Below are 6060 nucleotides of genomic sequence, written 5' to 3' on the forward strand. Positions count from 1 at the left end.
TCAATCGGCTCAAGGATTTTCGGGCCATCGCCACCCGATACGAGAAGCGCGGACACCAGTTTTTAGCCGGTGTCCACGTCGCTTGCATCCTCCTCTGGCTCTGAAATTTCAGCCAGACAGACCCTAGCTGATCCAGGCGCATTCCTGTGCTCACCCTGCACACCCCACGCCTGACCCGCCGTGGCCGCCGCGCACAACCGCCGTCAACCCCGCCGCGCCTACAACCTCGCCGTCCTTCTGGAGGGGCGGGTGGTCGGCTGGCTGGGCTTCGGGCAGACTCCGGAACCCTCACCGCGCCGGTTCGAGTTCGGGTACGCCTTGCTGCCGTCCGTGTGGGGCCGAGGCTCCATGACGGAAACTTTGGAGGCCGCCCTGGCGTTCATGTTCGGCCCGCTGGGGGCGGACCTCGTTGTCGGGGCGTGCGAGACGGGCAACACGGCGTCCGTCCGGGTGATGGAGAGGGCCGGGATGCGTCTGGTTCACACCCGGAGCGAGGCAGAGGCGGGCGCGGCGCGCGAGGTCTGCCGCTTCGTCATGGACCGGCCAGCCTGGCAACTCGTTCGAGGCACCGGCCTCCCCTGAGCGGCGCAGGGGAAGCTCACCCGTTGGGCAGGTTCTGCCACGGCGAGGGAGGAGGGGGCAGACTCACCGCGACCGTCACCACCGTCCCCTCCGGCGTCTGCGGGTCGATGTTCAGCCAGTGGCTCACGAGCACGGGCGGATTGGGCTGCGGGTCGAGGGCCCGCACGAGCACCCGGCCCCGCGCGGGCACGAACACGCACCAGCCCTCCGGCGCGGCGGCGAAGGAGCGCACCGGCAGGACGCTCTGGAGGCTCAGGTCCTCGGGGGTGGCCCAGTACTCCACGAGCAGGCAGGCGTACTCGCGGCCCAGGTCGTGGGCGCCGAGGTCGAACCCGATCTCCACCGCGTCGGGCAGGCCGGGAATCAGGTTCGTCCACCCCGGAACCACGAGGCGCCCGCTGTGAAGGCTCTTGAAGTGCCCGGGAGGCTCGGTCATGGAGAGCGGCCTTCCTCCTCCGGTCGTCCGCCGCGCGGCAGAGTCCGCACCAGAACGAACCCGACCGCGAGGAACAGCGGCGGCGTGAGGTTCACGGTGGTCTCGGCGTCCTTCTCGGGCGTCAGGGCGTTTTGCCCGCGGGAGGTGATCATGCGCCCAGCGTACCCGCTCGGCCCGAATACCAGCGCCCGCCTCCCCCCGGCACACCCCTAGGACACCCACGTTTCTTGAGTCCGGTCATGTTAACCTGGAGGGTGGAGGCCGGGTGCTCACGTGTCCGGCGACAACAAACCTATGGATTACTACGAACTGCTGGGCGTCGCCAAGTCGGCGAGCGCCGACGAGATCAAGAGCGCGTACCGCAAGCTGGCCCTCAAGTACCACCCCGACCGCAACAAGGAGGAGGGGGCCGCCGAGCAGTTCGCGCGCATCAACGAGGCCTACGCGGTCCTGAGCGACCCCGAAAAGCGCGCCCATTACGACCGCTTCGGCAGCGCGCCCGGTAACGGGATGCCGGGCGGCGACCCCTTCGGCGGGATGGGCGGGGCGGGCTTCGACCCGATGGACATCTTCGAGCAGCTCTTCGGCGGACTCGGGGGCGGTCGCGGGGGCCGACGGGGTCCGGCGCGCGGGGACGACATCGAGACCGAGGCGCGCGTGACCCTGCTCCAGGCCCGCGCGGGCGAGGAGATCGAGGTCGAGGTGGATCGCCTGACGGGCTGCGAGCACTGCCACGGCAGCCGCACCGAGCCCGGCGGCAAGCCCCCCAAGACCTGCTCGACCTGCGGCGGGGTGGGGGCAGTTCGCGCGCAGGCCCGCACGATCTTCGGGGTGGTCGAGACCCAGCAGCCCTGCCCGACCTGCCGCGGCGAGGGCCAGCTTATCCAGGACCCCTGCACGGTCTGCAAGGGCCGGGGCCGCACGCTGGGGGCCGAGACGGTGAAGGTCAAGCTCCCGCGCGGCATCGACGAGGGCTACCGCATCCGGGTGGCGGGCAAGGGCAACGAGGGGCCGGGCGGCAACGGCGACCTCTACGTCCACATCGAAATGGAGCCCCACCCCGAGCTGCGCCGCGAGCAAGAACACCTGATCCACACCGCGAAGATCGGCTTCGCCAAGGCGGCGCTCGGCGGCGAGGTCACGGTGCCCACCCTCGACGGCCCGCAGACCGTGGAGGTCAAACCCGGGACCGGGCACGGCGAACTCCACCGCCTGCGCGGCCAGGGCCTCCCCCGATTGCAGGGGGCCGGGACGGGCGACCTGATCGTCGAGTACGAGATCACGGTCCCCAAGCCCGGCCAGCTCAGCGCCGAGGCGCGGGAAGCCCTGCACGCCTACGCCCGCGCGGTGGGCGACGAGGTGACCGAACAGCGCGAGGGCTTCCTGGGCAAGGTGGGCAAGATTTTCCGGGGCGAGTGAAGAGGCCGGGCGGTATGCTCGGCGGCATGAGAACGCTGCCGGGTCTGCTCGCCCTGACCTGGCTGACGGCCTGCACGCAGGATGCGGGTCAGTCAATTCAACTGCGGGTCGTCACCGATTACAGCTCCAAGACACAGGTCTGTGATTTTCTCGTTGGGTCCCTGTCTTACGTGCCACCCGCTGGCAACGTCCCCCAGGCCGTGGTCGGGGCCTTCGCCCGCCCGGGAGAGGTGGTTGACGAGCGTTTTCAAGCCTCGTTCGGCTCCGCCCAGGAGTTTACCGCGTCCGCGCAGTGTCAGGTGTGGGTGAACTCGGACACCCAGCAGGGAGGTGTGACGACGGTGAGCCAGGTGGCCGTGACGCGCACGGTGACGGAGGAGGATTTCGCGCGTGGGCTCACGCTCCGCGTGACTCCTCCCACTGAGAGTGGGGAGCGCCCAGGTCTCGTGCTGGAACCGTCCGCCGCCCGCTGAGCCTTCGAGCTTCCGGTGCCCGCCCGGCGGGCTCGCGCAGGCCCGGAAAGGGCTGGAATCGCCGCACCGGCGTCACACCCCGGCCACCACCAACCTGAGCCCCAGCCAGCCGAGGTGCTCTAGCACGGTCAGACTCAGCAGCGCGGCGAGGCCCGGCAGGTTCGCCCCATCCCGCAGGTCCGCAGCGGGAGCCAGGGCCCGGGCCATGCTCCCCCGGCGTGTTCCCTCCCCGGGGACGCCCGCGGCGCAAAAGCGGCCCGTGACACGTGCGCGGCGCGGCGGGTATGCTGCTTCGCGGACGTTGGCAAACCACACAGTCTTGCGAGCACGGGGCTCTCCCGCGCTCCAGTTCCCGCCCCCGGAGGTTTCCCCACCGTGACCGTGCCCCACCGCGCCCCTTCCGAGCGCCTGGCCGCCAGCCGCCGCCAGCCGTTGCTCGTCTTTTCCGGCCAGAGCAATCGCCCCCTCGCGCAGGCGATCTGCGACCACCTCGGCGTGCCGCTGGGCCAGAGCAAGACCGAGAAGTTCACGAACGACAACATCATCGTCCACTACGACGAGTCCCTGCGCGAGGGCGACGTGTTCATCGTGCAGACCTTTTCCACGCCCGTCAGCGACTCGATCATGGAGCTGATGCTGCTCATCGACGCGGCCAAGAGCGCGTCGGCGGGGCGGGTGACCGCCGTCATCCCGTACTACTCCTATGCCCGCAGCGACAAAAAGGACAGCCCGCGCATCTCCATCGCCGCGCGCCTGGTCGCCGACCTGATCCAGGAGGCCGGAGCCGACCGCGTGCTCACCATGACCCTGCACAGCTCGCAGGTGCACGGCTTTTTCAAGGTGCCCGTCGACCACCTCTCCGCCGACCGGGTGCTCAGCGCGCACTTCAAGTCCTGCGTGCCGAACGCCCACGAGGGCGTGGTTCTCGCCCCCGACGCGGGCAGCATCAAGCGGGCTTCTCAAATCGCCCGCCGCCTCGACTCCGGCCTCGCCATGATCGACAAAGAAAGGCTGTCGGATACCGAGGTCCGCCCCCGCGCCCTGATCGGCGAGGTGGAGGGCAAGACGGTCTTTATCGTGGACGACGAGATCAGCACCGCCGGAAGCCTCGTCGAGACGGTGAACATCGCCCGCAACATGGGGGCCAGGGACGTGTACGTCGCCGTCACCCACGGCGTCTACACCGGCCCCGCCATCGAGCGCATCGCCGCCCTCGACGTGACCCAGGTCGCCAGCACGAACACCGTCTACGTCTCGCCTGAAAAGATCGCCGCCTCGAACGGCAAACTCGCCGTCCTCGACGTGGCCCCCCTCTTCGCCGACGCGATCACGAACATCCACGTCGGCCAGAGCGTGAGCACCCTCTTCGAGTAGGCGCCGCAAGCAGGGCGGGGACGCAGACGCACGGACCTCCCCGCCCTTCCGCGCGGGCTGGAGGCTAGCCCTGCGTATCCTCCCCTGCGCCCCACGCTCCGGTCCTCGGTCGTCGGCCCCCTGACCCGGCACGGGCCGTTCGGGGACTGGTGGGAGGTCGGGCCCGTGGCCGTGCCCCTCTGCGGCGGCCAGCCCTTGCCCGTGACCCTCGTGGCGTTCGTGCCCCTGAGCCGCCGCGACCGGGAGGTCTACGTCGGGGTCGCCTGCGAGTGCGCCTGGGAGGAGGAACACGGCCCGCAACGCGTGTCCCGCCGGGGAGAGAGGCTTTTTTTTCCAGCCCGCGTCCCTCAGCGTTCCCTTCAGGCGGGCCGGATGTGCCTCCCCTCGCCGGATGCGTAGACTGACGCCCAGATGCTAGGCGCCAAGACCGCATTCAAGGCGATCCAACCCGCACTGGAACGGGGAGTCACGGCCCTCGACCACGCCGTCAGCGGCTATGTCCAGCCCCGGCGGGCGCGCGGCAAGCTCATCTTGCAGCCCTACGTGGGCTGGGGCACCCCGGAGGCGGTGGAACTCACGGGCCGGGTGCTGCTCCCCCGCATGGTGGCTCCCCCCAAGAAGGGCGACCCCCGCTGGCGCAACTTCCGCAACATCCTGCGCCGCCTGCTCTCCCGCGAGGTCTCCGGCGTGCGCGTGACCGGGCGGCTGGGGGGGGCCGTGGCGAGCGCGGTGAGCGACGCCGACGGGTATTTCACCCTCACCTTCACCCCGCCGGAGGGCGGTTCCCCCTTCGCCGACGGCTGGCACGAGGCGAGCCTGGTGATCGAGGGCCGCGACGGCACCACCCGCGCCCGCGCCCAGGTCGTCGCCCAGGCCCGCTTCGGCATCATCAGCGACCTCGACGACACGGTGATCCAGTCGGACGTGACCAGTCTGCCGCGGATGCTCGCCACCAGCCTGACCGGCAACGCGCGCACCCGCCTGCCCTTTCCCGGGGTTGGGGCGCTGTACCGGGCGCTGACCCGGGACGGCGAGGCGCGCAACCCGATCTTTTACGTGTCGAGCAGCCCCTGGAACTTCTTCGACCTGCTGTGGCAGTTTCTCGACTACCGCCGCATCCCGCTCGGGCCGATCTTCCTGCGCAACTGGGGCTTCGAGCTGCTCAAGGGACACGGCGGGTACAAGCACGGGGTGATCGAGCGCATCTTCGCCCGCTTCCCGGGCCTGAGTTTCGTCCTCGTCGGCGACAGCGGCGAGAAGGACCCCGAAATCTACGCCGAGGTCGTGCGCCGGTGGCCGGGCCGCGTCCTCGCCGTCTACATCCGCGACGTGACCGAGGCCATGCGCGACGAGGGCGTCATGAAACTCCGCGAGGAGGTCCGCAAGGCGGGCGTGGACCTCGTGCTCACCGCCGACAGCATGAGCGCCGCCAGCCACGCGATGGCGATGGGCCTGATCACGCCCGGCGAACTCAGGAGCGTGATGACGAGCGTGGCACGCAGTTACGAGACGTGAGGGAGGGCAGGGGAGGGGGGTGGCAAGCGTAGCTTGCCCTGCTCACTCGGATTGGGAAAGAGTGCCAGGGCCTTTTGACGGGTCCCAACGCCCGGCCCGCTCACTCCCTCTGCTTCGCAGCTTTGCAAGTCGGGAGAGAAGGAGCTGTGCCCAGGTGACTCCTGCCTATCCGTCCCGACAAAAAGCGGGCCAGAGGATTCCCCCCGACCCGCCCTGCCGAATGAAGCTCTGACCGCTTAGCCCTGCCCGCCGTTCCCGCCC

General features: G+C 69.9%; 9 protein-coding genes and 1 pseudogene. 7 read left to right on the plus strand and 3 right to left on the minus strand.

The features are described 5' to 3' along the window. Together A7B18_RS20815 and A7B18_RS20820 are read left to right on the plus strand one after the other, a co-directional pair. Positions 1-104, plus strand: a pseudogene (locus A7B18_RS20815) (IS5-like element ISDge16 family transposase); the annotation flags it as partial. Positions 105-180: 76 nt separating this feature from the next. Further along, positions 181-582, plus strand: coding sequence for a GNAT family N-acetyltransferase (locus A7B18_RS20820; protein WP_102128578.1), 402 nt, complete (start codon positions 181-183; stop codon positions 580-582). 16 nt (positions 583-598) lie between these two features. Here the strand turns inward: A7B18_RS20820 and A7B18_RS20825 are convergent, their stop codons facing one another. After that, positions 599-1018 (minus strand): uracil-DNA glycosylase, encoded by a 420-nt coding sequence (locus A7B18_RS20825; RefSeq protein ID WP_102128579.1) that lies wholly within the window; start codon positions 1016-1018, stop codon positions 599-601. Further along, complete coding sequence (locus tag A7B18_RS22190; protein WP_180970289.1) at positions 1015-1170, minus strand: hypothetical protein; 156 nt, start codon at positions 1168-1170, stop codon at positions 1015-1017. The genes A7B18_RS20825 and A7B18_RS22190 overlap by 4 nt, the downstream gene beginning before the upstream one ends. Positions 1171-1312: 142 nt before the next feature. Here A7B18_RS22190 and dnaJ point away from each other — a divergent pair, with 142 nt between their 5' ends. After that, a complete protein-coding gene (dnaJ, locus tag A7B18_RS20830) occupies positions 1313-2437 on the plus strand; it encodes a molecular chaperone DnaJ (protein ID WP_102128580.1) in 1125 nt (374 codons plus the stop codon). A gap of 26 nt (positions 2438-2463) precedes the next feature. After that, positions 2464-2910, plus strand: a complete 447-nt coding sequence (locus tag A7B18_RS20835) for a hypothetical protein (protein ID WP_146009637.1) — start codon at positions 2464-2466, stop codon at positions 2908-2910. 72 nt (positions 2911-2982) lie between these two features. Here A7B18_RS20835 and A7B18_RS22955 read toward each other — a convergent pair whose 3' ends face one another. After that, positions 2983-3117, minus strand: a complete 135-nt coding sequence (locus tag A7B18_RS22955) for a hypothetical protein (protein ID WP_281260181.1) — start codon at positions 3115-3117, stop codon at positions 2983-2985. Between the two features lie 168 nt (positions 3118-3285). Between A7B18_RS22955 and A7B18_RS20840 the strand changes: the two genes are divergently transcribed. The 3 genes from A7B18_RS20840 to A7B18_RS20850 all read left to right on the plus strand — a co-directional run bounded on the left by A7B18_RS20840 (position 3286) and on the right by A7B18_RS20850 (position 5799). Next, positions 3286-4284: a ribose-phosphate diphosphokinase gene (locus A7B18_RS20840; protein WP_102128582.1), complete on the plus strand. Its 999-nt coding sequence runs from the start codon at positions 3286-3288 to the stop codon at positions 4282-4284. Positions 4285-4449: 165 nt separating this feature from the next. Beyond that, positions 4450-4683 (plus strand): DUF6985 domain-containing protein, encoded by a 234-nt coding sequence (locus A7B18_RS22195; protein WP_180970290.1) that lies wholly within the window; start codon positions 4450-4452, stop codon positions 4681-4683. 12 nt (positions 4684-4695) lie between these two features. Beyond that, positions 4696-5799, plus strand: coding sequence for an App1 family protein phosphatidate phosphatase (locus A7B18_RS20850; RefSeq protein WP_102128584.1), 1104 nt, complete (start codon positions 4696-4698; stop codon positions 5797-5799). Positions 5800-6060: the final 261 nt, after the last annotated feature.

This window comes from Deinococcus planocerae (genome assembly GCF_002869765.1).
Taxonomy (GTDB): domain Bacteria; phylum Deinococcota; class Deinococci; order Deinococcales; family Deinococcaceae; genus Deinococcus; species Deinococcus planocerae.

Excerpts from the sequence above, each read along its gene's own strand:
- A7B18_RS20825 (WP_102128579.1), bottom strand. The coding sequence starts at position 1,018 with ATGACCGAGCCTCCCGGGCACTTCAAGAGCCTTCACAGCGGGCGCCTC.
- A7B18_RS22190 (WP_180970289.1), bottom strand. The coding sequence starts at position 1,170 with ATGATCACCTCCCGCGGGCAAAACGCCCTGACGCCCGAGAAGGACGCC.
- dnaJ (WP_102128580.1), top strand. The coding sequence starts at position 1,313 with ATGGATTACTACGAACTGCTGGGCGTCGCCAAGTCGGCGAGCGCCGAC.
- A7B18_RS20835 (WP_146009637.1), top strand. The coding sequence starts at position 2,464 with ATGAGAACGCTGCCGGGTCTGCTCGCCCTGACCTGGCTGACGGCCTGC.
- A7B18_RS22955 (WP_281260181.1), bottom strand. The coding sequence starts at position 3,117 with ATGGCCCGGGCCCTGGCTCCCGCTGCGGACCTGCGGGATGGGGCGAAC.
- A7B18_RS20850 (WP_102128584.1), top strand. The coding sequence starts at position 4,696 with ATGCTAGGCGCCAAGACCGCATTCAAGGCGATCCAACCCGCACTGGAA.